Consider the following 25,891-nt stretch of genomic DNA (forward strand, 5'->3'; position numbering starts at 1 on the left):
GGCGGTCAGGGCTCGACGCGCTGACCCTTGCCGATGACGACGATGCCGTTGTCGGAGACGGTGTAGCGCTGCCGGTCCTTCTCCAGGTCGACGCCGATCTCGGCGCCCTCCGGGACGTAGACGTTCTTGTCCAGGATGGCCCGTCGGACCACCGCGTGCCGGCCGATCTCGACGCCCTGCATGAGCACCGCGCCGTCCACGTGCGCCCAGGAGTGGACCTTGACCTCCGGCGCGACGATCGAGTTCTCCACCAGCGAGCCGGAGATCACCGACCCCGGCGAGACCAACGAGCTGACCGCCCGGCCGACCCGCTCCCCCCAGGCGTGCACGAACTTGGCCGGCGGGTACGGCGGCTGGTTGCTGTAGATCGGCCAGTCGAAGTTGTAGAGGTTGAACACCGGGTGGACGTTGATCAGGTCCATGTGGGCGTCGTAGAAGGAGTCGAGCGTCCCCACGTCCCGCCAGTAGCCGCGGTCCCGGTCCGTGCTGCCCGGCACGTCGTTGTCCCTGAAGTCGTAGACGTTGGCCTCGCCCCGCTCGACCAGCATCGGGATGATGCTGCCGCCCATGTCGTGCTTGCTGCTCTTGTCCTCGGCGTCCCGCTCCACCGCGTCGATGAGCGCCTTGGTGGTGAAGACGTAGTTGCCCATCGAGGCGTAGATCTGGTCGGGCGCGTCGGGCAGGCCGACCGCGTCGGTGGGCTTCTCCCGGAACGCCCGGATCCGCCGGCCGTCCTCGCCGACCTCGATCACCCCGAACTGGTCGGCCATCGACAGCGGCTGGCGGATGCCGGCCACCGTCACCGCGGCACCGGAGGCGATGTGGTCCTCCACCATCTGCCGCGGGTCCATCCGGTAGATGTGGTCCGCGCCGAAGACAATCACATACTCCGGCTGCTCGTCGTAGATCAGGTTGAAACTCTGGTAGATCGCGTCGGCCGAGCCGGCGAACCACCACGGACCGCGGCGCTGCTGCGCCGGCACCGGCGTGACGTAGTTGCCGAGCATGGTCGACATCCGCCACGTCTGGGTCACATGGCGGTCCAGCGAGTGGGACTTGTACTGGGTCAGCACGACGATCTTGAGATAGCCGGCGTTCGCCAGGTTGGAGAGGACGAAGTCGACCATGCGGTACATCCCGCCGAAGGGGACGGCCGGCTTCGCCCGGTCCGTGGTGAGGGGCATCAGGCGCTTGCCCTCCCCGCCGGCCAGGACGATCGCGAGCACCTTGGCAGCCATGCTCAGACGCTATCCATCCCGCCCCAAGTTCACCACTCGTACGCGCACAGTTCCGCACCGGGTGCGGCGTGGGAATCTGCATTAGGGTGCCGGGCATGACCGATTCCGCCCGCCTGCGCGTCGACCTGCTCACCCGCGAGTATCCGCCGGAGGTCTACGGCGGGGCCGGGGTGCACGTCGAGTACCTGGCGCGCGAGCTGCGCCGCCTCGCCGACGTGCGGGTGCACTGCTTCGGCGCGCCCCGCGACGAGCCGGGGGTCACCGCGTACGCCGAGCCGCCCGGGCTGGCCGGGGCGAATCCCGCGCTCCGGACCATGGGCGTCGACCTGGAGATGGCGGCCGGCTGCGCCGGCACCGACGTGGTGCACAGCCACACCTGGTACGCCAACCTGGCCGGGCACACCGCGAAGCTGCTGCACGGGGTGCCGCACGTGGTCACCGCGCACAGCCTGGAGCCGCTGCGCCCGTGGAAGGCCGAGCAGCTCGGCGGCGGATACGCGCTCTCCTCCTGGTGCGAGCGGACCGCGTTCGAGGCCGCCGACGCGGTGATCGCGGTCAGCGAGGGAATGCGGCAGGACGTGCTGACGGCCTACCCGGCGGTGAACCCGGACCGGGTGCGGGTGGTCCACAACGGCATCGACACCGTCCAGTACGCCCCGGACCCGGGCACCGACGTGCTGGACCGGCTCGGCATCGACCCGGCCCTGCCCAGCGTGGTGTACGTCGGCCGGATCACCCGGCAGAAGGGCCTGCCCTACCTGCTGCGGGCCGCCCGGGAGCTGCCGACCGACACCCAACTCGTGCTGCTCGCCGGCGCGCCGGACACTCCGGAGATCGCCGCGGAGGTCGAGGGGCTGGTCGAGGAGCTGCGGGGCAACCGATCGGGGGTGGTCTGGGTCGCCGCGATGCTCCCGAAGCACGAGGTGATCCAGGTGCTCACCCATGCCACGATCTTCGTCTGCCCGTCCGTCTACGAGCCGATGGGCATCGTCAATCTGGAGGCGATGGCCTGCGAGACGGCCGTGGTGGCCACCGCCACCGGCGGTATCCCGGAGGTGGTCGTCGACGACGGGACCGGGCTGCTGGTGCCGATCGAGCAGGCCGGCGACGGCAGCGGCCGGCCGCTGGACCCGGAGCGGTTCGTGGCCGACCTGGCGGGGCGGATCAACGAGCTGCTGGCGGCCCCGGAACGGATCGTGGAGTTCGGCCGGGCCGGCCGCCGCCGGGCCGTCGAGCACTTCTCCTGGGACGCCATCGCGCAGCGGACGCTGGAGGTGTACCGGTCGGCTGGCGCCGCCGGCTGACCCGAGCGCGAAGCGATCTCGCGCAGTAGGTTGAACCGGTGACCGGACGATTCCCGATCGAAGACGTCTCCCCCGTCGTCTCCTGCGGTCGCTACCCGGCCAAGGCGGTGGTCGGCGAGATCGTGCCCGTGTCGGCCCGTGCCTACCGCGAGGGGCACGACGCGCTCGGCTGCAACGTGGTCTGGCTCGGCCCGGACGGCGCGGCCCGCCCGTTCAGCCGGATGCGCCCCGGCGAACCGGGCCAGGACCGCTGGCACGCCACCATCCGACCGGACGCCGTCGGCACCTGGCGGTTCACCGTCGAGGCGTTCCACGATCCGTACCTCACCTGGCAGAACGCGGTCACCAAGAAGCTCGCCGCCGGCCAGGGCCCGGCCGACCTGGCCAACGACCTGGCCGAGGGCGCCCGGGTGCTGGAGGCGGGCTTGAAACTCGTGCCCGACGCCGACCACGAGCGGGTCCGGGCGGCGGTGCTCGCGCTGCGCGACGAGGACCTCGACCTGCCCCGCCGGGTCGGCCCGGCGCTGGACCTGGCGCCGCTGCTCTGGGACCATCCGGTCCGCGAGCTGGTCACCACCGGGGACGAGTACCGGCTCTGGGTGGACCGGCCCCGCGCCCTCTTCTCCGCCTGGTACGAGTTCTTCCCCCGTTCCGAGGGGGGCGTCCCGGGCACCGTCGACACGCCGGCCCGGTCGGGCACCTTCGTCACCGCCCTGGAACGCCTGCCGGGCGTCGCGGCGATGGGCTTCGACGTGCTCTACCTGCCGCCGATCCACCCGATCGGCCGGGTCAACCGCAAGGGCCGCAACAACTCGCTCACCGCCGGGCCCGACGACGTGGGCTCGCCGTGGGCGATCGGCGCCGCCGAGGGCGGCCACGACGCCATCCACCCCGACCTGGGTACGCCGAAGGACTTCCGCGAGTTCATCGCCGCCGCCGCCGAGCAGGGCCTGGAGGTGGCGATGGACCTGGCGTTGCAGTGCGCTCCGGACCACCCGTGGGTGACCGACCACCCGGAGTGGTTCACCACCCGGGCCGACGGCAGCATCGCGTACGCGGAGAACCCGCCGAAGAAGTACCAGGACATCTACCCGCTGAACTTCGACAACGACCCGGAGGGCATCCGCGCGGAGATCCTGCGGGTGGTGCTGCACTGGGTCGGCGAGGGCATCCGGATCTTCCGGGTGGACAACCCGCACACCAAGCCGTTCGATTTCTGGCACTGGCTGATCCGGGAGGTCAAGAAGGTCGACCCGGACGTGCTCCTCCTCGCCGAGGCGTTCACCCGCCCGGCGATCATGCACGGTCTTGGCAAGATCGGCTTCACCCAGTCGTACACCTATTTCACCTGGCGCACGACGGCGGCCGAGATGCGGGCCTACTGCGAGGAGCTGGTCGCGGCCGCCGACCACATGCGACCGAACTTCTGGCCCAACACCCCGGACATCCTGCACGAGTCGCTCCAGCACGGCGGCCCGCCGATGTTCAAGATGCGGGCGGTGCTGGCCGCGCTGCTCTCCCCCTCCTGGGGCATGTACGCCGGCTTCGAGCTCTTCGAACACGTCGCCCGCCCGGGCGCCGAGGAGTACCTGGACAACGAGAAGTACGAGCTGCGCCCACGGGACTGGACCGGGGCGCAGGAGCAGGGCCGCTCGCTCGCCCCGTTCATCGCCAACCTCAACCGGGTACGGCGCGACAACCCGGCCCTGCACCGGCTGCGCAACCTGCGCTTCCACGACATCGACAACCCGGCGCTGCTCTGCTGGTCCAAGCACGACCCGGACACCGGCAACACGGTCATCGTGGTCTGCTCGTTCGACTCACAGGCGGTGCAGTGGGGCAACACCACCCTCGACCTGCCGGCGCTCGGCTTCGACTGGCACGAGCGGTTCACCGTCCACGACGAGCTGACCGGGGCCAGCTACGACTGGGGGCAGCGCAACGCGGTGCGGCTGGACCCGTACCTGCAACCCGCGCACGTCCTCACCGTGCGCCGGCCCGTACCGCCGGCCGAGCCCGAGCCGCCGGCCCCGGCGGCGCCCGACCTGACCGTCGCAGACGTACCCGCCGACCTCTCCGGCGGCACCGCCCCGACCGCACCGGCCGCGAAGGACGACGCACGATGGACCAGCTGATCGCCGGCGAGGCGTACGACCCGCACGCCGTGCTCGGCGCGCATCCCGCCGACGGGCGCACCACCATCCGCACCATGCGTCGCGGGGCGGCCGAGGCGGCCGTGCTCGTCGGCGACGAGCGGCACCCGATGAAGCGGGTGCACGACGTCGGCGTCTTCGAGACGGTGCTGCCCGGGGAGGTGCTCGACTACCGGGTCGAGGTGGACGGCGCGGTGCACGACGACCCGTACCGCTACCCGCCCACCGTCGGCGAGCTGGACCTGCACCTGATCGGCGAGGGGCGGCACGAGCGACTCTGGGCGGCGCTCGGCGCCCGGGTCTTCGACGAGGGCGTGGCGTTCTCCGTCTGGGCGCCCAACGCCCGCGGGGTGCGGGTGATCGGCGACTTCACCGGCTGGGGGCCGGACGACGGCTGGCCGATGCGCTCGCTCGGGTCGAGCGGGGTGTGGGAGATCTTCGTGCCCGGCGCGCCCGTCGGCGCCCGCTACAAGTACCGGATCCTCGGCGCGGACGGGCACTGGCGGGACAAGGCCGACCCGATGGCCACCCGCACCGAGGTGCCGCCGGCCACCGCCTCCGTGGTGCACGACTCGGCGTACGAGTGGGGTGACGCGGACTGGCTGGCGCGGCGGGCGAAGCGGAAGCCGCACCAGGAGCCGATGAGCGTCTACGAGGTGCACCTCGGCTCGTGGCGGCCCGGCCTCGGCTACCGGGATCTGGCCGAGCAGCTCACCGCGTACGTGACCGGGTTGGGCTTCACCCACGTGGAGTTCCTGCCGGTGATGGAGCACCCGTTCGGCGGCTCGTGGGGCTACCAGGTCACCGGCTACTACGCCCCCACCGCCCGGTTCGGCGACCCGGACGACTTCCGCCACCTGGTGGACCGGCTGCACCAGGCCGGCATCGGGGTGATCCTCGACTGGGTGCCGGCGCACTTCCCCAAGGACGAGTGGGCGCTCGCCCGTTTCGACGGCACCCCGCTCTACGAGCACCCCGACCCGCGGCGCGGCGAGCACCCCGACTGGGGGACGTACGTCTTCGACTTCGGCCGCCGAGAGGTGCGCAACTTCCTGGTCGCCAACGCGCTCTACTGGCTGGACGAGTTCCACGTCGACGGGCTGCGGGTCGACGCCGTCGCCTCGATGCTCTACCTGGACTACTCCCGCCGGGAGGGGCAGTGGGCGCCCAACGTGCACGGCGGCCGGGAGAACCTGGAGGCGATCGCGTTCCTCCAGGAGGTCGACGCCACCGTCTACAAGCATCACGCCGGGGTGGTGATGGTCGCCGAGGAGTCCACCGCCTGGCCGGGGGTGACCCGGCCGACCGACGAGGGCGGGCTGGGCTTCGGCTTCAAGTGGAACATGGGCTGGATGCACGACACCCTGCTCTACACCTCGAAGGACCCGATCTACCGGCAGCACCACCACCATCAGCTCACCTTCTCCCTGGCGTACGCCTGGAGCGAGAACTACGTGCTGCCGATCAGCCACGACGAGGTGGTGCACGGCAAGGGCTCGCTGGTGGGCAAGATGCCCGGCGACACCTGGCAGCGGCTGGCCAACGTGCGGGCGCTCCTCGCGTACATGTGGGCGCACCCCGGCAAGCAGCTGCTCTTCATGGGCTGTGAGCTGGCCGACGACCGGGAGTGGAGCGAGGAACGCGGCCTCGACTGGTACCTGACGCACGACCCGGCCCGGGCCGGGGTGCAGCGCCTGGTCGGCGACCTGAACCGGGTCTACCGGGCCACCCCGGCGCTGTGGTCGCAGGACACCGAACCGGCCGGCTTCCGCTGGATCGCCGGCGACGACGTCGCCAACAACACGGTCTCGTTCATCCGGATCGCCCCCGACGGCGCGACGCTGGTCTGCGTGGCGAACTTCTCCGCCCGGCCGCTGGAGGGCTACCGGATCGGCCTGCCGGCCGCCGGGACCTGGACCGAGGCGCTCAACACCGACGCCCACCACTACGGCGGGTCGGGGGTGGGCAACCTGGGCGCGGTGCACGCCGAGAGCGTGCCCTGGCACGGGATGATGGCCTCGGCCTCGCTCCGGGTGCCGCCGCTCGGCGTCCTCTGGCTCCGCCGCGACTGAGTCGACAGCTGCACCGCCGAGGTCCAGGTGGCCGGCTCCGACAACTGACGATCGGTGCGGGCCGGCCGGGTCGTTCGTCAGACCAGGCCCGCCTCGCGCAGGAGCTTCCAGAGGCCGGCGCCGTCGGGGGCGGAGAGCCACTTCTGCCCCACCGGGCCGGCGGTGGGGCGGCCCGCCGGGGCGGGCAGGGTGCCAGCGAGCACCGCCTGGGTGGGCGAGAGCCGGCGGATCGCCACCCCGGCCACGTTGTCCGGGTGCGCGGCGGCGAACTCGCGGTAGATCTCCTGGTCGTGCTGCCCGTCGTCGCCGATCAGCAGCCACCGGACGTCCGGGAACTCCCGGGCCAGCGTGGCCAGCGTGGCCCGCTTGTGCTCCCGGCCGCTGCGGAACCACCGGTCGGCCGTCGGCCCCCAGTCGGTGAGCAGCAGGGGCCCGGCCGGGTAGAGGTGCCGGGAGAGGAACCGGGTCAGCGTCGGCGCGACGTTCCAGGCCCCGGTGGAGAGGTAGAAGACGGGTGCGCCCGGGTGGGCGGTGACCAGCCGCTCGTACAGCACGGCCATGCCGGGGACGGCGGCTCGAGCGTGCTCGTCGAGGACGAAGGTGTTCCACGCGGCGAGCAGCGGCCGGGGCAGCGCGGTGACCATGACCGTGTCGTCGATGTCGGAGAGGATGCCGAAGCGGACGTCCGGATCGAGGATGCGGACCAGAGCCTCGACCGGCTCCGCGTCGGGGACGCTGAGGCGTACGCAGCCCCAGCCCGGGGTGAAGTCGGCCGCGATGACCGTGTCGACGAAACCGCTGCGGTCCGCGGTGACCTCCTGGCGTACGCCGCCGGCCTCGACGGTGACGGTGGCGTACTTGGCCGGCAGGGTGGCGAAGCTGCGCCAGCCACGGACCTTCTCCAGCCGGCCCCGCTGGCGGGTGTCGGGGCGACCGAGCAGCACCCGGCAGAGCACCCGCGCCCAGCCCGGGGCGCCGTACCCGGCGTACGCGATGATGTTGACCTGCCACCCGGTGCGCCGCAGCCGGCGTTCCACCAGGTTGTGCAGGGCATCCTCGATCCGCGCGGCCCGGTGCAATTGCGGCACGGCCAGTTGGTCCGGTGGTGTCGGCGGCACGCTGCCACCCTGCCACAGCCGGCGGACACCGGCCACGCGAGTCGGCTGCGCCGATCCACCCCGTCGCCGGCCGGCACCGTGACAGACTGCGGTCGCAGGCGACGACGGGGGCGTTGGTCGTGTGGACACCAGTGCGGAACCCGGGACGGTGGCGTCCGGCGCTGGACCGGCCGGCGCTGGTGGCGCTGCTGCTCGGGGTGGCCGGAGTCGGCTACCGCCTGGTCCTGACGCTGCTCACGCTGCCCACCTCGAACAGCGACGAGGCGACGTTCGGCCTCGCCGCCGTGCACATCGGCACCGGCCACGAGCGGCCGGTATTCCTGTACGGCCAGCACTACATGGGCATGCTGGAGTCCTACCTGGCAGCGCCACTGGTCGCCTGGGCCGGGCCGAGCTGGCCGGTGCTGCGGCTGCCGCTGCTGGCGCTCTACGCGGCCTTCCTGTGGCTGTCGTACCGGCTGACCCGCCGCCTCTTCTCCCGCTGGCTGGCCACCTTCGTGGTCGGCCTGCTGGCGCTCGGCTCGGAGCGGGTGGTCCGCGACCAGCTCACCATGGTGGGCGGGCGGCCGGAGGTGAAGCCGGCGGTGCTGGCGATGCTGCTGATCGCGGTGGCCCTCGGCGAGCGTCGGGTGCGGCACCGCTGGCTGGCCACCGGCCTGTTCGGGCTGCTCGCCGGGGTCGCGCTCTGGTCGGACTGGTTGATCGTGCCGTACCTGGCGGTGGCCGGGCTGGTGCTGGTGTGGGCGGCGCCCCGGGACCTGATCGGCTGGCCGGGGGTGCTGCTGGTGGCCGGGTTCCTGGTCGGGGTCGCCCCGATGGTCAAGGACAACATCGTTGCCCCGGACGGGCAGGACTCGCTGTCGGTGTTCCGGACGATCAGCACCAAGGACGGCGTGGCCCCGTCCTGGTCGGAGCGGCTGCACGGCGGGCTGGCGGAGGGCGCGCCGCTGGCTTCCGGGCTCTGCCCGACGGCGGGCTGCGCCCGCTGGCAGGAGTGGTTCGGCCTGCTCTACCCGCTGCTGCTGGTGGCCGCCGCCGGGCTCGGGCTGGTCGCGTACCGGCGGGCCGCCGACCCCGCCGCGCGGCTTCGGGCGGTCGCGCGGCTCGCCCTGGTCGTCGGCGCCGCGCTGACCCTGCTCGGGTACGTCCGCAGCGCGCTAGCCGCCACCGATCCGCTGGGCAACGCCCGCTACCTGTCGGTGCTGCAGATCTCGCTGCCGGCGGTGCTCTGGCCGCTCTGGCTGGCCGCCGCCCACGCCTGGCGGGGCACGGCGGCCGTGGCCGCCCGGGTGGGTGGCGCGGCGGCCGGTCTGGTGCTGGCGGCGCTCACCGCGGCCGCGGTGGCGGCCACCGTCGCGTTCGTCGCCGACGCGCCGTCGCTGCGCGCCGAGGAGCAGCGGGCCCGGGCGTTGGCCGACGCGGTCCGCCGCGCCGGCCTGCACGAGGTGTACGGGGACTACTGGACCTGCAACCGGCTGATCTTCAACACCGGCGAGACGGTGACCTGCGGGGTGCTGGACGGCAACCTGACCCCTGGGCAGAACCGCTACCCGGCGTACTGGAAGCGGGTGGGGCAGGCGGCCCGGCCCGGGTACGTGCTGGCGGTCGGGTCGTCGGCGGAGCGAGCGCTGCGCCGGTGGCTCGGCGCCCGGGCCGACGCGGCCGTGGTGGCCGAGGTCGGCGGCTATCGCGTGTACCACCCGGACAGCGCCGTGCGGCCGTGGCGCTGAACCCGGGTCGTACCCTGATCCGATGCTCATCCTGCTTCCCCCGTCCGAAGGGAAGGCCGAGGCCGGCACGGGCCGGCGGCTGGACCTGTCCCGGCTCTCCCTGCCGGAGTTGACCCCGGCCCGCGCGGAAGTGCTGGCCGCCCTGGTCGCGCTCTGCGCCGGTCCGGACGAGGCGGCGGCCCGGGCGGCGTTGGGCCTCAGCGAGGGGCAGCGCGCCGAGCTGCGCCGCAATGCCCGGCTGCGGGAGGCGGCCACCGCACCGGCCGGGCGGATCTACACCGGTGTGCTCTACGAGGCGCTCGACCTGGCCTCGCTGCCGCCCGCGGCGGAACGGCTGGCCCGCCGCTCGCTGCTGATCAGTTCCAGCCTCTGGGGCGCGGTACGCCTCACCGACCGGATCCCGCCGTACCGCTGCCCGGTCGGGGCGAAGCTGCCGGGGATCGGCGCGCTGTCGGCGTACTGGCGCCGGGCGTTGGCCCCGGCGATGGCCACGGCCGCCGGTACCGGTCCGGTGCTGGACCTGCGCTCCGGCGCGTACGCGGCCACCTGGGCGCCGCGCGGGCCGGTCGCCGGGCGGACGGTCACGGTCCGGGTGCTGCACGAGCGCACCGTCGACGGGGTGCCGACCCGCTCGGTGGTGAGCCACTTCAACAAGGCCACCAAGGGGCGGCTGGTCCGCGACCTGCTCACCGCCGACGTCCGGCCGCGCACCGCGGACGCGCTGATCGGGGCGCTGCGCGACCTCAAGTACGCGGTCGAGGAACAGCCCACGGCGGCGGGCCGGCCCCGCCAGCTCGACATCGTGGTCAACGAGCTGTAAGGGCCGGCTGAAGCAGTCCCTTGCCGCAAATTTTGCTCAAGGCTCGGGCGCAGCGGTTTCGCCCCGGCGGTGACGGGTTCACGGTAAAGAAACCCTGACGCAAGGAGCACCCCGATGGCCGCCGAATCCATCAGCCTGCTCGACCGGGCCCGCCCATCGCCCGTACCGCCACCGCTGGACTGGCTGACCCTGGCCGACGCGTTCGAGGTCGCCTGCCTGCTGCGCTGCACCCCACCCCCGGCCACCGACGTCCGCCGGACCGACGTCGGGACGTACCGGGGCGGGGTCGCCGAGTTCAACCGGGAGGACGCGGCGCGCCGGATGCGGCAGCTCCTCGGCCGCCTCGACGTGCCGGTCGAGCACGAGCTGGCCACCGGAGGGCTGCGCCGCCGCTACGAGCTGCACCGGCTGTACGTGCCCCGGGAGCACCGGTCGACGTACGCGACCCTGCTGGAGGCCGGCTGGCGGCAGGGCCGCCGGGAGCTGCTCGGCGGTCCGGTCCCCGGCGCCTCCATGGCGCGGCGGGTGTGGCGGCCCCGGCTGGCCGCCGCCGCCTGGCGGGCGGCGCTGCTGGCCGGCGGGCGGCACGTCCGCCGCCACAGCCTGGGCATCCGGCTCGCCGACCGGGACCTGGCCGCGGTGCTGGTGCGCGGCGCGGCGCTGCTGGAGGTCCCGGCGATGCTCCGGCCGGGCTCCGGCTGCTTCCTGGTGAGCGTCCCCAACGGCGCGCACCGCACGCGGATCGTGGACAGCGCCGCCCTCGTGCCCCCCGCAACGGCCTGCTGAGCCGCACGCCCGGCGGCCGTCCGCGACCGCGCCGCCCGGGTGGCTCCCCTGCTCGGGGGAGCGGGGCCTCCACCGGGACCGAGGCCCCGCTCCCCCGGAATCCACACCGACCGCCGCTCCGGGTTGCGCGGCGGGCGGTGCACGGCGCACAGTGCAGCGCGTGAGCCGACACTGGTCCGTGCCCGGGCGACGCCGGGTCGCCGCGCCGGTGGCGCTGCTGATGCTGCTGGTGCCGGCCGTCGCCGGGCTCTCCGCCTGCCGGGACGAGCCCACCGAACCGGTCCGGATCAGGATCGCCACGGGCAGCCCGACCGCCGTCTACCACGCCTTCGGCCAGTCGCTGGCCGCCATCCTCAACCGGGAACTGCCCGGGGTGCGCGCCAGCGTGGTGGTCACCGCCGCCTCCGCGCAGAACATCCGGCTGGTCGGCTCGGGCCAGGCGGAGCTGGGTTTCACCCAGGCCGACGTGCTGCCCCCGCGCGCCCCGGAGCATGCCACCGTGCTCGCCGTGGCCCGCGTCTACGACGACCTGCTGCACCTGGTCACCACGGCCGGCGGCCCGGTGCGGACCCTTGCGGACCTGCGCGGCCGGCGGGTGTCGGTGGGCGCCGACGGCTCCGGCACCGAGGTCACGGCGATGCGGCTGCTGCAGGTGGCCCAGCTCGGTGGCGACCAGGTACAGCAGGAACACCTGGGCCTGGACGACTCGGTGGCCGCGCTGCGTGCCGGCCGGATCGACGCGTTCTTCTTCTCCGGCGGCCTGCCGGTGCGCGGGGTGGCGGAGCTGGCCGCCAGCACCGCCGTCCGGATGGTGGACCTGGGCGAGTGGACCGAGCCGCTGCGCCGGGGCTACGGCCAGGTCTACGTGACCCGGGACATCCCCCGCTCGGTGTACCGGACGGAACCGGTCAGCACGGTGGCGAATCCGAACTACCTGATCGTCCGCGCCGACCTGCCGGAGGCGCTGGTGCGGGAGGTGACCCGGCTGCTGATGGAACGCCGGGCGGAGCTGGCCGCCGCGCACCCGGCGGCCGGCCGGATGAGCCCCCGGGCGGCGATCGTCACCACTCCCCTGCCATTGCACCCGGGCGCCGCCGACTGGTACCGGTCCAGCAAGCCCTGACCTGGACCGGCGGGCCGGCGCGGGTCAGGCCCGGACCGGGGCGTCGGAGTCGACCGGCGCGTCGGCCACCTCGGCGGCCTCGTCCGGGGCGGGGAACCAGAGCTCGGCGACCAGCCCGCGGGGTTCGCCCTGGCGCATGGTCAACCGACCGTCGGAGGCGTCGACCAGCACCGCCGCGATGGTCAGCCCCAGCCCGGCCCCGTCCACGTTCTGCACGTCGGGCGCCCGCCAGAACCGCTCGGTGGCCTGGTCGAGCTGGCTGGTCGTCATGCCGGGTCCGGTGTCCCGCACCTCCAGCACGGTTCCGCCGTCCGCCGCGTGGACGGTCACCGTCACCTCGCCGCCGGCGCCGCTGAACTTGACCGCGTTGTCGATCAGCGCGTCGAGGGCCTGGTCGATCGCGGTCGGCACGGTCCGGGCGCGCGCGGGAGCAGTGGCGGTGTCGAGGTGGAGGGTGACCGACCGGTGCCGGGCCAGCGGCAGCCAGGCCGCCACCCGGGACGCGGCGACCTCGGCCGCGTCCACGGTGACCCGCTGGTTCTCCTCGCGTTCGGCCCGGGCCAGGGTGAGCAGCGCGTCGAGCACGGTGGCCAGCCGGTCGGTCTCCTCCAGCGCCAGCCGGTGCTCGGCCCGGCCGTCCGCGTCGGTCAGGCTCGGCCCCAGCTCCTCCACCCGCAGCCGCAGCGCGGTCAGCGGGTTGCGCAGCTGGTGGCTGGCGTGCGCCACGAAGGCCCGCTGCCGGTCCATCACGTCGGAGACCACGTCGGCCATGTTGTTGAAGCTGGCCGCCAGCCGGCGCAGCTCCGGCGGGCCGAGCCGGGGGCGCACCCGGGCGGTCCGGTGCCCCTCGGCGATCTCGTGGGTGACCGCGTCCAGCTCGGTGACCGGGCGCAGCACCCAGCCGGCCAGCCCGAACGCGGTGGAGACGCAGGCCAGCACGGCGAGCAGGCCGATGCCGGCGAGCAGCAGCCACCACGCGGTGACGGTGTGCCGCACCTTGTCGGCCGGGGTGGCGGTGACCACCGCCCCGAGCACCTCGCCGCCGTCGTTGATCGGGACGGCCACCATCACCGGCCCGTCCAGCCACGGCCAGACCGACTCCGGTCCGCTGAACTGCTGCCCGGCCAGCGCGGTGTCCAGGGCCGCGTCGGCACCCGGGTCGAACTCCCAGCTCACCGAGGCGACCACGATGCGGCGGTCCCGGTCGACCACCGCGGCCTCGATGCCGTACAGCTCGTCGTAGGCGGCCAGTTCCCCGTCGAGCGGGCCGGGCCCACCGCCGCGCAGTGCCGGGCCGGCCAGCGAGGCGAACCGGGTGGCGTCGGCGAGCCGGTCGGCGCGGACCCGGTCGGTCTCCCGGGTGGCGAGCGTGGCGGCCAGCGGCGTCTCCAGGGCCAGCAGCACCAGCACCATCAGCAGCAGGTAGCTGATCACCAGCCGGCGCCGCACCCCGGGCTCCTCACTCGCCGCGGAGCCGGTAGCCGACCCCGCGTACGGTCTCCACCAGCGTCGGATCGCCGAGCTTGCCGCGCAGCGAGCCGACGTGCACCTCCACCGTGTGCCGGTCGGCCCAGGTGGTGCCCCAGACGTCCAGCAGGATCCGGTCCCGGGCCACCGCCACCCCTGGTTGCCGGGCCAGGGAGAGCAGGATGTCGAACTCCTTGCGGGTGAGCGTGACGGCCCGGCCGGCGACGCTGACCGTCCGGCCGCCGACGTCGATGCGGACCGGGCCCGCCTCGATCAGGTTGCGCTCCGGCACGGTGTGGGCGGCGCGGCGCAGCACCGCCTCGATCCGGGCCTGCAGCTCGACCATGGAAAACGGCTTCACCACGTAGTCGTCGGCACCCAGCCGGAGGCCGAGCACCCGGTCGCGCTCCTCGCCCCGGGCGGTCACCGCGATGATGCCGAGCTGGCTGCTGCGCCGGCGCAACTCCCGGCAGAGGTCGGTGCCGTCCCCGTCGGGCAGGGTCAGGTCGAGCAGCACCAGGTCACAGGGGGCGGCGGAGAGGGCGGCCCCGACGGTGGCCGCGTGCTCCACCTGGTAGCCGCGCCGGGTCAGCGCGGAGGAGAGGGCGGCCGCCACCCGACGATCGTCCTCGACCAGGAGGATCCGCACCCGTGCCTCCATCCGCTCGACGTCCTGCCCTGCGAATGGTGGCAGACGTGGCGGCGCAACGGGAGGGGCGGTGTTCGGTCAGAGACCGAAGACCTCGTCGGCGGTGGCGTCCCGGACCCCGTCGGTGAACCCCCGGAAGCCGGGGTCGGCGTGGCTGAGCGGCACGCTGGTGACGTTCTCCCCGGTGGCCTGGGTGACGGCGTCGACCAGCGGCGGGTAGTCGGTCTCGGCGTCGGAGAAGCTGTCGTCGTCCGCCTCCGCCATGTTGATCACGTGCTGGACGTCGTCGGAGGGGGTGTCCAGGTCGTCCGCCCACTCCGTACCGGCCTGATAACACTCGTCGTAGGTCGCCCGCTCGCCGTCGGTCCACTCGTCGTCGTAGCTCTTCATCGCCGTTACCTCTCAGTGTGCTCTGGTGAGCGTGTGATTGGCAGTCCCGCCCTGCGGTGGGACGGTCCCGGTCTTACCCGTCTGGGTGGTGCCGGGTTGACGTTTCACGGCCACCGGCCCGCCGGGGCGGGTCTTACGGTCGGCTCCGCGTCCTGCCACCGGGCCACTCCCGGCGGTTGTCGCCTCACGCGCGAGCGCGGCGAGGTTGCGTGCGGCGTTGATGTCCCGGTCCAGGACCAGGCCGCAGGTGGTGCAGGTGTAGGGCGCGCGGACAGGGCAAGCTTGGCTTTCACCGTGCCACAGGCCGAGCAGGTCTTGCTGGAGGGATACCAGCGGTCAGCCACGATCAGCCGGCCGCCGTTCCATTTGGTCTTGTACGCCAGTTGCCGGCGTAGCTCGCCGAAGCCCGCGTCGGCGATGCGCCGAGCGAGGCGCCGGTTGCGGAGCATGCCGGCCACGTTCAGGTCTTCGACCACGATGGTGCCGTACTCGCCGGCGAGGCGGGTGGTGAGCTTGTGCAGGCCGTCGCGGCGCAGGCACGCCACCCGCGGGTGCGCCCGGGCCACCTGCCGACGCGCGCGTTCCCACCGCCTCGACGGCCGCAGGCCGGTACGCCGATCCGGGCCGACACGCCGGGACAGGCGCCGGGCCAGACGCCGCATCCGCCGCCCCGCGACCTCAAGGTGACGCGGGTTGGGCTTCATCTTGCCGGTGGACAGCACCGCCAGGTGCGTCACCCCGACGTCCACCCCGAGCACCGCCTGCGGACGCGCCGGGGCGCGCTCAACCCGGTCGACCTCAACGGTGAACGCGACATGCCACCGCCCGCCGTCACGGCGCACGGTCGCGGACAGGATCCGGGCCGTGCCCGCCTCCAGACGGCGGGCGAGTTTGCGGGCGGACTCGTGCAGCTTGAGCCGGCCCAACCGGGGCAGTACGACATGCTGGCGGTCCGGCTCCACCCGGATCGCACCCGTGGTGAACCGGATGCTCGGCGTGCTGCGGCGACGGGACTTGAACCGGGGAAACCCCACCCGCCGCCCGGTGCGTTTCCCGGTGCGGGAGTCGGACCAGTTCTTCAAGCCGCGGGCCAGGGCGTCAAGGCCAGTGTTGAAAGCCTCCTTGGAACACTCGGCCCACCACGGCGCCACGTCCGGCTTCGCCTGGTTCCACGCCTTGCGCAGCGCCGGCAACGACCACCCGATCGTCGGTGTCAAGCCCGACTCCGCGATGCCGTAGGAGCGTTCGGCGGCACGCCGCTGCATGACCGCCTTCACCCGAGCGAGGGCCCAGTTGTACGCCACCCGAGCCGCGCCCGAGTGCGCCAGCACTGCTCGTTCCTGACACGGCGTCAGGTCCAAGGCGAACCGGTACGCCTGCACCACCTTCATATCAATCACCATCGCCGGTTGCCGCCGCGACCGCCCGCCGGGCCGCCATAGGCTACCGCGGCGCCAACTGTTGTCCGCCCCTCCCTCCGCGGCCTTCCCCACCCGAGCATGCCGGCTGCGGAGGCGCGGGCGCGGGCGTACGCGGGAACCGGGCCGCGGCGACCGGCGCCGCGGCCCTAGGCTGCGGTGGTGATCTACAAGATTCTCTCGACCAGCGAGTGGGAGCAGGCGCGGGCGGCCGGGCAGTTCGCCGGCAGCGAGTTCGACCACCAGTCGGGCTTCATCCACCTCTCCGGGGCCGACCAGGTCGTGGCGACCGCCCGGCGGGTCTTCGCCGGGGCGACCGGCCTCACCCTGCTGGCCGTGGACCCGGACCGGCTGGGCGACGCGCTGCGCTGGGAGGTGTCCCGTGACGGCGCGCCGTTCCCGCACCTCTACGCGCCGCTGCCGGTCGAGGCGGTGGTGGCGGCGCACGCGCTGCCGGTGGACCGGCCGGCCGCCGACGCGGTGGCCGAACTGCTGCCCTGACGGCTCGTTATGCTCCGTCCCGAGCCCGTACCGGCACCGGGAGCCCCGGGGCGGCCGGGTGGTCCTGGCCCGGGCGGGTCCGCGGCGGTCCGCCGCGTGGTTCACCCGGCACCGACGGCGCGACGACGCGCCCTGCGACGATGCGAGTAGACAATGACTGACACCAACGACCGGTCCGCCTCCGTGTTCGTCCACCCGACGGCCGACGTGGAGGAGGGCGCCAAGGTCGGCGACGGCACCAAGGTCTGGCACCTGGCCCACATCCGGTCGAGCGCGCAGGTCGGCACCGGCTGCATCATCGGCCGCAACGTGTACGTCGACGCGAACGTCACGGTCGGCGACCGGGTGAAGATCCAGAACAACGTCTCGGTCTACCAGGGCGTGACCATCGAGGACGAGGTCTTCGTGGGCCCGAGCGCGGTGTTCACCAACGACTTCCGGCCGCGCGCCCAGAACCCCGACTGGACGATCACTCCGACCATGGTCCGCCGGGGCGCCTCGATCGGCGCCAACGCCACGCTGGTCTGCGGGATCGAGGTCGGCGAGTACGCGATGATCGCGGCCGGCTCGGTGGTGACCAAGGACGTCAAGCCGTACCAGCTGGTGGCGGGCAACCCGGCCCGGCCGAAGGGCTGGGTCGACGAGAAGGGCGAGGTCGTCTCCCGCGACATCGACAACCCGCCGCACCAGGGCTGAGCGCGCGACGGGGGCGACGACCAGCCGGCCGTCGCCCCCGTTTTCGCGTCCGCTCAGCCGCAGAGGCGGCCGATCTCGTCGCGGAACCGGTCCATCGGGTTCGCCCCGCCCGGCCCGAGCAGATACTCCTTCAGCTCCCGCCGCGCCTCGGTCAGCGGGTCGTCCCCGGCCCGGGTCACGGTCAGGATCTTCTCCAGCTCGCCGCAGTCCGCGGCGAGCAGGTACGCCGCCCGCGCGGTGGGGAACTGCCGGCGGAACTCGTCCTCGGGCAGGCCGGCCGGGTTCGCCACCACGTACGGCCGCTCGCTCTGCACGAAGTCGGAGACCACGCTGGAGACGTCGCTGACCAGCAGGTCGGTGGCGTTGAAGCAGTCGAACAGGGACGGCGTGCGGCCGGTGACCACCAGGTGTGCGGGGCCGTCCAGGGGGCCGGCGTCGAGCTGTCCGCCGGCGGCCCGGATCCGGGCGACGATCCGCTCGTGGACCGCCCGGGCCTTCCTCGACCGGGTGCCGGTGAGCGGGTGCGGCTTGTAGATCACCCGGACGCCACCGGCGGCGAGCAGCCCGGCGACGATCTGGTCCCCCATCAGCACCAGCGAGGTGTGGTAGGGGTCGTCGTCCAGCCAGCCTTCCCAGGTGGGCGCGTAGAGCACGGTGAACACGTGGTCGGGGGCGCCGGAGCCGAAGGTGTGCACCCCGGCGAGCTGCGGACGGCCGACCTCGACGATGTTCCGGTCCAGCACGCCCACCCCGGCCCGGGCGTAGCGCTCCCGGCCCGCCGGCCCTGCCACCCAGACCTCGTCGTACACCTTGCTGTACGGGTTGACGCTGGCCTGCTTGTCGCTGTCGCCGTGGCCGACGAAGACGTGCTTCACGCCCGGCTCGCGCAGCAGGTGGATGTTGGCGCCGACGTTCGCCGCGTACAGAGCGACCTTCACGGAGCTGAAGTCGAGGTTCATGAAGTCGACCCCGGCCGGTACGCAGACCACCGGCAGCCGGGTGTCGGCGAGCTCGCGGAACGCGTCGTCGGCGCGGAGCAGCACGACGGCGCAGCGGCCGGCCGCCTCGACCGGAGCGAGCCACATGTTGGCCTGGTAGACGTCCTTGGCCGGGCCGGCGAAGTAGAGCACCACCTCGGGCCGCTCCCGGGCCATCCAGGCGTGCACCGCGGGCAGCACGCCCGAGGTCCGGCCCCGCCCGCGCAGCCAGGTGAGCGCCAGCGCGGCCGCGACGACCAGCCCCGCGGCCAGGGTGACGGCGCCGGTCGCCACCACCGGGGTGACCCGGTCGACCAGCGCGGCCACCACGGCCGCCGGCACGAGGAGCACGTTGAGCAACGGCATCCGCAGGCCGGCCAGCCGCTGGGCCCAGGTCGGCGGGACCGGTACCGCCCGCTGCGCGCCGAGGTCGATGTTGCGGGTGAACGCCGGGGTGGCGGCACGCCCGTTGACGACCCGGGTGAGGGCCGTCGTGCCGACGGCGACGGTCCAGAGCGCGGCCGGCAGCAGCAAGACGGCGATGGTGGCGCCCACCCCGGGGCGGACCGCGCTGACGGTCAGCAGGACCACGGACAGGTCCCGGAGGAACCGCCGCCAGACCAGCCCGAGGCCGGCCTTCTGGAGCAGTTCGCCGGTTGCCGCGAACCGGGTGGCCAGGGACAACTCACCGGCGATGACCACCAGCGCGGCGACCGCGTACGTGATCACCCAGCCGGGGACGCCGGAGAGGATCATGACCCCGTAGCCGAGCAGCGTCACGCCGGCGGCGGCGATGCCCTGTTGGCTCCGTACTCTGCTGAACAACGACACGCTCCCTGTCTGCTCATCAGTGTCGATGAGGTCCGATACCGGGCAGCTGCGACCTTAAACGGCGCAAGTAACACAAGTATTACCGGGGTGTCCGGTTGATGAACGGCCAATGACGCCGCTCACCTCCGGTAGCGGCCGGGCCGCGCAACGCAACGAGCCCCGGCCGACGAGCGGCCGGGGCCCGGGGCGCGGGGGGCGGGTCAACCGCCGATGACCACCCGACGGACGCCGGTCCAGCGGGCCGGGTCGGTGACCCGGCGGCCGTCGACCAACACCGTCACGCCGGGCAGGTCGGCCGGGGTGAGGGTGCGGTACTCGGCGTGGTCGGCCTGGATGACGGCGGCGCCGACCGGCTCGCCGTCGTAGCCGGGCAGGCCGTGCGCGGCCAGTTCCTCGTTGGTGTACATCGGGTCGGAGACGTACGGCGTGGCGCCCCGCTGGCGCAGCGCCTCGACGGTCGGGAAGACGCCGGAAAAGGCGGTCTCCTTGACCCCGCCCCGGTAGGACGCACCGAGCACCAGCACGCCCACCCCGGTCAGGTCGCCGTACGCGGCGGCGAGCAGGTCGACAGCGTAGTCCGGCATGGCGGCGTTGGCTTCGCGGGCCGAGCGCACGACGGTGGCGGCCGGGTCGTTCCACAGGTACATCCGCGGGTAGATCGGGATGCAGTGCCCGCCGACGGCGATGCCCGGGGAGTGGATGTGGCTGTACGGCTGGGTGTTGCAGGCCTCGATGACCTTGGTGACGTCGACGCCGACGGTGTCGGCGAACCGGGCGAACTGGTTCGCCAGGCCGATGTTGACGTCCCGGTAGGTGGTCTCGGCGAGCTTGGCCAGCTCGGACGCCTCGGCCGAGCCGAGGTCCCAGACGCCGTTGGGTCGGTTCAGGTCGGCCCGCTCGTCGAAGTCCAGCACCGCCTCGTAGAAGCGGACGCCGTGCTCGGCCGACGCCTCGTCGATGCCGCCGACCAGCTTCGGGTAGCGGCGCAGGTCGGCGAAGACCCGGCCGGTGAGCACCCGCTCCGGGCTGAAGACCAGGTGGAAGTCCGTGCCGGCGGTGAGGCCGGAACCCTCCTCCAGCATGGGGGCCCAGCGGTTGCGGGTGGTGCCGACCGGCAGGGTGGTCTCGTAGCTGACCAGGGTGCCCGGCTTGAGGCCACGGGCGATGGCCCGGGTGGCGTCGTCCATCCAGCCGAAGTCCGGCACGCCGTCGGCGTCCACGAAGAGCGGCACGACCACGACGACCGCCTCGGACTCGGCGACCGCGGTGGCGGTGTCGGTGGTGGCGGAGAGCAGCCCGGCGGCCACCGCCTCCTTCAGCTTGACGTCCAGGTCGGCCTCGCCCGGGAACGGCACGGCCCCGTCGTTGACCAGCTGGACGACCCGCTCGGAGACGTCGGCACCGATCACCCGGTGCCCCTTCGAGGCGAACTGCACGGCGAGCGGCAGGCCGATCTTTCCGAGCGCGACGACGCAGATGTTCATGAAACTACTTTCCTCCAGAGGGCCAGATTCGGCGCAGGCGGGCAAGGAACCGACGGGGGGTCACCGGCGTGATCGCGACGATGACCTGGCCCTTGTGGTTGGTGGTGGGCGTGACGAGGTGGAACCGGACACCGCGCCGGGCCAGCAGGCGGGGTGCGGCGACCCGGTGGTCCGTCCGCAGCGGCGTCGAGCCGGTGCCGCCCAGCGCGGTCACCTCCGCCCGTACCACCCGACGTTCCCCGTTCGCCGCGACGACCGCGAGCATCTGGTCCACCGCGAAGTCCGTCCTTACGACGGTACCGGGGCCACCAGGAGTGACTGTCGTCACACCCGTCAGCTCGCCCACGCTGACCCGGAGCGCCTCGGCGGTCAACTCGGTCAGCTCGGCCCAGCGGCTCTCCGCGGTGATCATCAGCGCCTTGGCGCCGGCGGCGTCCCGCCCCCAGGCCAGCCCGGTCGCGGTGAGCTTCGCCAGCATCGTGGCGGCGCTGTCGGTGACGTCGTACCACTCGTCCGGGTAGCCCAGCGCGGGGTCGCGGAAGCCGACGTGGTGGGCGTACCAGCGGTCGCCCTCGACGGTGACGTCGGGCAGCGTCTTGTCGGACTGCTGGCCGATCAGTTCGCGCAGCCGGTCCAGGTCGGCGTCCCGGGCCAGGACCAGCCGCAGCCGCAGGTCGGGCGCCAACCGGGCCACGATGCCGTCGGTCAGGTACGCCTCGGCGAGCTTGCGGATCCGGTCGTGGACCTGCTGCTGGACGTCCCGGGAGAGGTCGAGGAACTCGTGCCGGAGCAGCTTGGCCACCTCCCAGCTGAAGTGGCGCAGCAGGACGGCGTCCCGCCGGGGGCCGGGCTCGATCAGCCCGGCGACGCAGCCGACCAGCTCCTCGGCGCAGCGCAGCCGCTCCTCGAAGCGGCTGGCGTAGGTGATGTTCTGCGCGTTCTCCCGCTTGACCGCGTAGTAGTACTCGTAGTCGGCCAGCACGGAGATCTTCGCTGCCCGGACGCAGGCCTCCAGCGTGAACGGCTGGTCGCTGCCCATCGGCATGTCCGTGCGGAACCGCAGGCCGTGCCGCTCGATCAGGTCCCGCCGGAACAGCTTGGTGTTCGACAGCGACCAGGGCAGCTCGCTGTCGAAGAGGTCGACCCGCTCCTCGGTGCTGGCGTAGATGGCCTGGTGCACGTAGCGCTTGTTGGTGCCGACCATCCGGCCGAGCACCACGTCCGAGCCCCACCGGTCGGCGGCGTCGACCAGCCGCTCCAGCGCCTCCGGCCCGAGGTGGTCGTCGGAGCCGATGAAGAAGACGTACCGGCCGCGGGCCTGGTCGAGGGCCCGGTTGCTGGGCGCCGCCGGGCCACCCGAGTTGGACTGGTGCAGCACCCGGACCGTGCCCGGGTACCGCTTGGCGTAGCGGTCCAGCTCGGCCCCGCTCCCGTCGGTGGAGCCGTCGTCGACGGCGACCACCTCCAGCCGGTCCAGCCCGATGGTCTGCCCGACCAACGAGTCCAGGCAGGTGGTCAGGTACGGCATGGTGTTGTAGACGGCGACGACCACCGTCACGTCGGGCTGGCTCACGCGCCCACCCCCACCGAGGTCGGCGCGGCGCCGGGGGCCGGGTCGCCGTCGGGCACCGAACGGGCCGGGGCGTCCGGCAGCAACCGGGCGTAGACCCCGTCCAGCACCTCCGCCTGCGCCTCCCACGTCCAGCCCTCGAGCAGCCCGGCCCGGTCGTACGCGGCCCGGTAGCGGGCCGGGTCGGCGAGCACCTCGCGGACCGCCCGCACGAAGTCGGCCACGTCCTCGGCGGTGAACACCTCACCCTGCCCGGTCTGGCGGACCGTCTCGGACATCGTCTTGACGTCCGAGACCACCAACGGCAGCCGCGCGTGCGAGTACTCGAAGAACTTGGTGATCAACGCGATCTCGTGGTTCGGCCAGTGGTGAATCGGAATCACCCCCACCTGCGCACCCGACAGGAACGGCACCACCTGGTGATGCGGCACGTACGGCAGCACGTGCACCCGCCCGGCCACCCCCAGTTCCTCCGCCTTGCGGCGCAGGCTCTTGACGTACGCCGAGTCGGGCCGGTTGACCACGAACGCCGCGTGCGCCTCCGGCAGCTGCGGCAGCGCCTCGACCATGACGTCCAGCCCACGCCGGGCGGCGGCCACGCCGCTGTAGACCAGCAGCGGCTCGTCCGGACCCAGCCCGCACAGGGCGCGGATGTCCGGGGCGGGCTCGTCGCCGGCGGCCGGCAGCTCGTCCAGCGCCGGGGCGTTGAGCACCACGGCCGGCCGCTCGGCCAGCTGGTGCTCGGTCCGCAGCAGGTCGGCCAGCCCGCCGGAGACGGTCATCGCCGCGTCCGCGTACGGGACGAACTCGCGCTCGTGGGCGGTGTTGCCCGGCAGCCAGCGGGCGTTGTCCCGCCACGGCTGGACGCCGGGGAGGTACTCGTGGGCGTCCCAGACCACGGCGATCCGGCGGCCCGTGACCGCGGCCCGCACCTTGGCCCGGGCGGCCACGCCGAGCATCCGGAAGTCGTTGGCGTGGATGAGGTCCGGCTGGAGCTCGTCCACCGTGGCGCCGTAGGCCAGCTCGTAGTCCCACAGCCCGGGCTCCAGCCGTCGCCACGCGCCGTCACCCTGGACCTGCTGCCAGAAGAGCGTGTAGGCGCGGTCCCACGGGCCCGCCAGCTTGCGGTTGCGGCGGGCCCGGCTCAGCTCCCGGTTGCGCAGCGAGACCCAGCGGCGGACCAGACCGGAGAGCTTCTCCTCGAACCGCAACGTCGGCCACGCCAGCGGCGAGGGGCGGGCGCCGTCGCGGGCGGCGACGGTCAGGGTGGCGCGCCGGAACCGCAGGTCTGCGCGCCAGGCCTTCACGGCCTGGGTGCGGTGCGCGCCGATCCCGGTCGGGGGGTACGCCAGGGGCGCGCGCAGCCAGGCGCGGCGGAACTCATGCCGGCGCTTGGCCAGCGGCTCGGGCATGGGCAGCAGCCGCACCTCGGCGTCGCCGAGCCGCCAGCTGCGCCCGCCGCCGGCCGGGGCCTTGCCGAGGAGGATGACCTCCCAGCCGGCCGCGGCGGCGGAGCGGGCGGCCTTCTGCACCCGTGAGTCCCCGTTGACGCCGTTGTCGACCAGCATGACGACCCGACCCCGGGCACCCGGAATCCCGGCGCCGCCGTTGCGCTCCATCGTCTGTTTCTCCGCCTCTTCCCCGCCGTGTCCCCGGCCGGGGAACCGGTCCGAAATCCCGAGCGATTGTACGAGAACACGCGTCGCCGTCCCGTCCCTCAGGCCGGGCCGACGGGCCGGGATCGCCGCCGCGCGCACCGGAGCGTACCCCTCCGTTGCGCTCCCCGACGCGACGCGTCGACGGGCGGGCCGCCTGAGCACCCTGCCACTCCGTCACCGGTCCCGGAAGGTTCAGAGATGTCCGAAAAGTTAACATCTGGTGGTGGCATCGACCAGTGGTCTTCGGCACCCGCCCGTGCCCGGCCGCGGGGCCCGGGCCGGCGCCCGTCGGCGCTGGCCCGAGCCGACGGTCAGGCGGGGACCGGTGCCACGGCGTCGCCCCCGGGACGGGGCGCCGGGCGGGCCGGGGCGTCCGGCAGCAACCGGGCGTAGACCCCGTCCAGCACCTCCGCCTGCGCCTCCCACGTCCAGCCCTCGAGCAGCCCGGCCCGGTCGTAGACCGACCGGTAGCGGGCCGGATCGGCGAGCACCTCGCGGACCGCCCGCACGAAGTCGGCCACGTCCTCGGCGGTGAACACCTCACCCTGCCCGGTCTGGCGGACCGTCTCGGACATCGTCTTGACGTCCGAGACCACCAACGGCAGCCGCGCGTGCGAGTACTCGAAGAACTTGGTGATCAACGCGATCTCGTGGTTCGGCCAGTGGTGAATCGGAATCACCCCCACCTGCGCACCCGACAGGAACGGCACCACCTGGTGATGCGGCACGTACGGCAGCACGTGCACCCGCCCGGCCACGCCCAACTCCGCCGCGCGAGCCTGGAGGTCCTTGATGTAGGGGGCCGCCGGCCGGGGCACCACGAACGCCACGTGCGCGTCGGTCAGTTCGGCGAGACCGTCGACCATGATCCCGAGGCCGCGCTGCGCGGCGGCCGCGCCGCTGTAGACCAGCAGCGGCACCTCCGGCCCGATCCCGCACAGCTCGCGGATGTCCGGCACGGTGCCCTCGCCGACGCCCGCGGCGTCGCCGCTGCTCGGCGTGTTCAGCACGACGGTCGGCTGCTCGGGCAGGTGGTGCCCCTCCCGGAGCAGGTCGGCCAGCCCGTCGGAAACGGTCAGCACGGCGTCCGCGTACGGCGCGTACTCCCGCTCGTGGGCGGTGTTCGCCGGCAGCCAGCGGGGGCTGTCGTGCCACTGGCGGACCCCGGGCAGGAACTCGTGCGCGTCCCAGACCAGGGCGATCCGCCGGCCCTTGGCCGCGGCACGCAGCTTGGCGCGGGCGCCGACGCCGAGCATCCGGAAGTCGTTGGCGTGGATCAGGTCCGGCTTCAGCTTGTCGATCACCGGCCCGTACGCCAGCTCGAAGTCCCACAGCCCGGGCTCCAGCCGCCGCCAGGACCGGTCCCCCGCCGCCTTCTGCCAGAACAGTGTGTAGAGCTTGTCGACCGGGCTGGCGAGCTGCTTGCGGGCCTCCTGGGCGCGGTTGAGCTGGCGCCAGCGCAGGCCGACCCACTTGCGGGACACCTTGGCCGCCAGCAGCTCGCCCCGAAGGACCTGCCGGCTCAGCGCGCCCCGCGCCCCGGTCGGCTTGCCCAGGCTGAGGGCGCCGAGCCGGGCCTCCACGTCGGCCCGCCAGGCGCGCACCTCCTGCTCGCGGCGGGCGGCGACGCCGGTGGGCGGGTACGCCAGCGGCCCGCGCACCCAGGGGCGGCGGAACTCGTGCGGCGCGCGGCCCAGCGCGGTCGGCATCGGCAGCAGCCGCACCTCGGCCCCGCCGAGCTGCCAGGTCTGCGTCTTGTTGTTGGGTGAGCGGCCCAGCAGCACCACGTCCCAGCCCGCCGCGGCGGCCGAGATCGCGGTCTTCTGCACCCGGGAGTCACCGTTGACCGCGTTGTCCACCAGCATCACGATCCGGCCCCGGGTGCCGGGGTTTCGCTCGGAGGCAA

At 73.4% G+C, this 25,891-nt stretch carries 20 protein-coding genes and 1 pseudogene; 9 read left to right on the top strand and 12 right to left on the bottom strand.

Annotated elements, in window-relative coordinates:
- Positions 1 to 5: 5 nt before the first annotated feature.
- Positions 6 to 1,238, bottom strand: coding sequence for a glucose-1-phosphate adenylyltransferase (gene glgC / locus ACFYOS_RS18705; RefSeq protein WP_387142717.1), 1,233 nt, complete (start codon positions 1,236 to 1,238; stop codon positions 6 to 8).
- Between the two features lie 95 nt (positions 1,239 to 1,333).
- On the opposite strand from glgC, the gene glgA reads away from it, so the two are divergent.
- The 3 genes from glgA to glgB are packed head-to-tail and all read left to right on the top strand — an operon-like array spanning position 1,334 to position 6,767.
- Positions 1,334 to 2,542 carry a glycogen synthase gene (glgA, locus tag ACFYOS_RS18710; RefSeq protein ID WP_387142720.1) on the top strand — a complete coding sequence of 403 codons (1,209 nt, stop codon included), beginning with the start codon at positions 1,334 to 1,336 and terminating at the stop codon, positions 2,540 to 2,542.
- Positions 2,543 to 2,580: 38 nt separating this feature from the next.
- Positions 2,581 to 4,677, top strand: a complete 2,097-nt coding sequence (locus ACFYOS_RS18715) for a maltotransferase domain-containing protein (RefSeq protein ID WP_387142723.1) — start codon at positions 2,581 to 2,583, stop codon at positions 4,675 to 4,677.
- The gene (glgB, locus tag ACFYOS_RS18720) at positions 4,665 to 6,767 is read left to right on the top strand and encodes a 1,4-alpha-glucan branching protein GlgB (RefSeq protein WP_387142726.1); all 2,103 of its coding nucleotides are present in this window, start codon (positions 4,665 to 4,667) and stop codon (positions 6,765 to 6,767) included. The genes ACFYOS_RS18715 and glgB overlap by 13 nt, the downstream gene beginning before the upstream one ends.
- A gap of 77 nt (positions 6,768 to 6,844) precedes the next feature.
- On the opposite strand, the gene ACFYOS_RS18725 is transcribed toward glgB, so the two are convergent.
- Positions 6,845 to 7,885 (bottom strand): App1 family protein, encoded by a 1,041-nt coding sequence (locus ACFYOS_RS18725; RefSeq protein ID WP_387142729.1) that lies wholly within the window; start codon positions 7,883 to 7,885, stop codon positions 6,845 to 6,847.
- Between the two features lie 119 nt (positions 7,886 to 8,004).
- Between ACFYOS_RS18725 and ACFYOS_RS18730 the strand changes: the two genes are divergently transcribed.
- From ACFYOS_RS18730 to ACFYOS_RS18745, 4 genes are all read left to right on the top strand, one after another.
- Complete coding sequence (locus ACFYOS_RS18730) at positions 8,005 to 9,615, top strand: hypothetical protein (protein ID WP_387142732.1); 1,611 nt, start codon at positions 8,005 to 8,007, stop codon at positions 9,613 to 9,615.
- Positions 9,616 to 9,637: 22 nt separating this feature from the next.
- Positions 9,638 to 10,435 (top strand): peroxide stress protein YaaA, encoded by a 798-nt coding sequence (gene yaaA, locus ACFYOS_RS18735; RefSeq protein ID WP_387142734.1) that lies wholly within the window; start codon positions 9,638 to 9,640, stop codon positions 10,433 to 10,435.
- A 114-nt stretch (positions 10,436 to 10,549) separates the two neighbouring features.
- Positions 10,550 to 11,221: a hypothetical protein gene (locus ACFYOS_RS18740; protein ID WP_387142737.1), complete on the top strand. Its 672-nt coding sequence runs from the start codon at positions 10,550 to 10,552 to the stop codon at positions 11,219 to 11,221.
- Positions 11,222 to 11,381: 160 nt separating this feature from the next.
- Positions 11,382 to 12,344: a TAXI family TRAP transporter solute-binding subunit gene (locus ACFYOS_RS18745; RefSeq protein ID WP_387142739.1), complete on the top strand. Its 963-nt coding sequence runs from the start codon at positions 11,382 to 11,384 to the stop codon at positions 12,342 to 12,344.
- Between the two features lie 24 nt (positions 12,345 to 12,368).
- Here the strand turns inward: ACFYOS_RS18745 and ACFYOS_RS18750 are convergent, their stop codons facing one another.
- The 5 genes and pseudogenes from ACFYOS_RS18750 to tnpB form a co-directional block, all read right to left on the bottom strand.
- Positions 12,369 to 13,793: a sensor histidine kinase gene (locus ACFYOS_RS18750; protein ID WP_387142742.1), complete on the bottom strand. Its 1,425-nt coding sequence runs from the start codon at positions 13,791 to 13,793 to the stop codon at positions 12,369 to 12,371.
- A 10-nt stretch (positions 13,794 to 13,803) separates the two neighbouring features.
- Positions 13,804 to 14,460 (bottom strand): response regulator transcription factor, encoded by a 657-nt coding sequence (locus ACFYOS_RS18755; protein ID WP_387142745.1) that lies wholly within the window; start codon positions 14,458 to 14,460, stop codon positions 13,804 to 13,806.
- 78 nt (positions 14,461 to 14,538) lie between these two features.
- Positions 14,539 to 14,850 carry a hypothetical protein gene (locus tag ACFYOS_RS18760; RefSeq protein WP_387142748.1) on the bottom strand — a complete coding sequence of 104 codons (312 nt, stop codon included), beginning with the start codon at positions 14,848 to 14,850 and terminating at the stop codon, positions 14,539 to 14,541.
- Positions 14,851 to 14,862: 12 nt separating this feature from the next.
- Entirely contained in the window at positions 14,863 to 15,183 is a 321-nt protein-coding gene (locus ACFYOS_RS18765) for a zinc ribbon domain-containing protein (protein ID WP_387142806.1), read from the bottom strand.
- Positions 15,174 to 16,253, bottom strand: a pseudogene (tnpB, locus tag ACFYOS_RS18770) (IS607 family element RNA-guided endonuclease TnpB); the annotation flags it as partial. The gene ACFYOS_RS18765 and the pseudogene tnpB, both read right to left, overlap by 10 nt.
- 177 nt (positions 16,254 to 16,430) lie before the next feature.
- Between tnpB and ACFYOS_RS18775 the strand changes: the two are divergent.
- The gene (locus tag ACFYOS_RS18775) at positions 16,431 to 16,769 is read left to right on the top strand and encodes a DUF952 domain-containing protein (RefSeq protein ID WP_387142750.1); all 339 of its coding nucleotides are present in this window, start codon (positions 16,431 to 16,433) and stop codon (positions 16,767 to 16,769) included.
- 153 nt (positions 16,770 to 16,922) lie between these two features.
- Positions 16,923 to 17,465 carry an acyltransferase gene (locus ACFYOS_RS18780; protein ID WP_387142753.1) on the top strand — a complete coding sequence of 181 codons (543 nt, stop codon included), beginning with the start codon at positions 16,923 to 16,925 and terminating at the stop codon, positions 17,463 to 17,465.
- Between the two features lie 53 nt (positions 17,466 to 17,518).
- Here ACFYOS_RS18780 and ACFYOS_RS18785 read toward each other — a convergent pair whose 3' ends face one another.
- From ACFYOS_RS18785 to ACFYOS_RS18805, 5 genes are all read right to left on the bottom strand, one after another.
- Positions 17,519 to 19,267: a CDP-glycerol glycerophosphotransferase family protein gene (locus ACFYOS_RS18785; RefSeq protein WP_387142756.1), complete on the bottom strand. Its 1,749-nt coding sequence runs from the start codon at positions 19,265 to 19,267 to the stop codon at positions 17,519 to 17,521.
- Positions 19,268 to 19,473: 206 nt separating this feature from the next.
- Entirely contained in the window at positions 19,474 to 20,757 is a 1,284-nt protein-coding gene (locus tag ACFYOS_RS18790) for a nucleotide sugar dehydrogenase (protein WP_387142759.1), read from the bottom strand.
- Between the two features lie 4 nt (positions 20,758 to 20,761).
- On the bottom strand, positions 20,762 to 22,330 hold the full coding sequence (locus ACFYOS_RS18795) for a glycosyltransferase family 2 protein (protein WP_387142762.1): 1,569 nt from the start codon (positions 22,328 to 22,330) through the stop codon (positions 20,762 to 20,764).
- Entirely contained in the window at positions 22,327 to 23,895 is a 1,569-nt protein-coding gene (locus ACFYOS_RS18800; RefSeq protein ID WP_387142809.1) for a glycosyltransferase family 4 protein, read from the bottom strand. Before ACFYOS_RS18800 ends, ACFYOS_RS18795 begins: the two co-directional genes overlap by 4 nt.
- Before the next feature lie 401 nt (positions 23,896 to 24,296).
- A complete protein-coding gene (locus tag ACFYOS_RS18805) occupies positions 24,297 to 25,850 on the bottom strand; it encodes a glycosyltransferase family 4 protein (protein WP_387142812.1) in 1,554 nt (517 codons plus the stop codon).
- Between the last annotated feature and the right edge of the window lie 41 nt (positions 25,851 to 25,891).

The sequence above is a fragment of the Micromonospora sp. NPDC005806 genome, assembly GCF_042871425.1.
GTDB lineage: Bacteria > Actinomycetota > Actinomycetes > Mycobacteriales > Micromonosporaceae > Micromonospora.

What these genes read in the sequence shown, in the direction of transcription:
- glgC (WP_387142717.1), bottom strand. Translation starts at nt 1,238, where the DNA reads ATGGCTGCCAAGGTGCTCGCGATCGTCCTGGCCGGCGGGGAGGGCAAG.
- glgA (WP_387142720.1), top strand. Translation starts at nt 1,334, where the DNA reads ATGACCGATTCCGCCCGCCTGCGCGTCGACCTGCTCACCCGCGAGTAT.
- glgB (WP_387142726.1), top strand. Translation starts at nt 4,665, where the DNA reads ATGGACCAGCTGATCGCCGGCGAGGCGTACGACCCGCACGCCGTGCTC.
- yaaA (WP_387142734.1), top strand. Translation starts at nt 9,638, where the DNA reads ATGCTCATCCTGCTTCCCCCGTCCGAAGGGAAGGCCGAGGCCGGCACG.
- ACFYOS_RS18740 (WP_387142737.1), top strand. Translation starts at nt 10,550, where the DNA reads ATGGCCGCCGAATCCATCAGCCTGCTCGACCGGGCCCGCCCATCGCCC.
- ACFYOS_RS18760 (WP_387142748.1), bottom strand. Translation starts at nt 14,850, where the DNA reads ATGAAGAGCTACGACGACGAGTGGACCGACGGCGAGCGGGCGACCTAC.
- ACFYOS_RS18780 (WP_387142753.1), top strand. Translation starts at nt 16,923, where the DNA reads ATGACTGACACCAACGACCGGTCCGCCTCCGTGTTCGTCCACCCGACG.
- ACFYOS_RS18790 (WP_387142759.1), bottom strand. Translation starts at nt 20,757, where the DNA reads ATGAACATCTGCGTCGTCGCGCTCGGAAAGATCGGCCTGCCGCTCGCC.
- ACFYOS_RS18800 (WP_387142809.1), bottom strand. Translation starts at nt 23,895, where the DNA reads ATGCTGGTCGACAACGGCGTCAACGGGGACTCACGGGTGCAGAAGGCC.
- ACFYOS_RS18805 (WP_387142812.1), bottom strand. Translation starts at nt 25,850, where the DNA reads ATGCTGGTGGACAACGCGGTCAACGGTGACTCCCGGGTGCAGAAGACC.